General features: G+C 49.2%; 1 protein-coding gene. It reads left to right on the forward strand.

All coding sequences use genetic code 11. From position 1 onward, the window contains the following. Positions 1-681: glutamate synthase central domain-containing protein (locus R7P74_RS26740; protein WP_318123687.1), on the forward strand; the 681-nt coding region annotated here is incomplete at both ends.

A 681-nucleotide genomic window follows, 5' to 3' on the forward strand; every position in this document is an offset into this window, starting at 1 on the left:
ATTCTTCAAGTCTGGATAACATGTTGGATCTATTCTTGGCCGGCGGCATGGATATCTTCCGAGCCATGCGAATGCTTGTTCCACCAGCATGGCAAAATCACCCAGATATGGATCCCGATCTACGAGCCTTCTACGATTTCAACTCCAAACACATGGAGCCTTGGGATGGCCCAGCAGGGATCGTACTTTCCGATGGCCGCTACGCAGCATGTAACCTCGACCGAAACGGTCTGCGCCCAGCTCGCTACGTGATCACAAAAGACAAGTTGATCACGCTGGCTTCTGAAATCGGTATTTGGGATTACGCACCAGACGAAGTTGCGAAAAAAGGTCGTGTTGGCCCTGGTGAGTTGTTAGTTGTCGATACTCGTAAAGGTAAACTGTGGCAATCAAGCGAGATCGATAACGATCTCAAATCTCGTCACCCATACCGCGAATGGATGGAAAACAACGTTCGCAAACTAACGCCATTCTCTCAGCTACCTGAAGATCAAGTGGGTGAGCGAAGCTTCGATGAAGATTTGCTTAAGACCTATCAAAAGCAGTTCGCCATGACCAATGAAGAAGTGGATCAGGTTCTGCGCGTACTTGGCGATATGGGTCAAGAAGCCGTAGGCTCTATGGGCGATGACACGCCAATGGCAGTACTGTCTTCGAAAGAGCGTTTGGTTACCGATTACT

This window comes from Vibrio sp. 2033 (genome assembly GCF_033339735.1).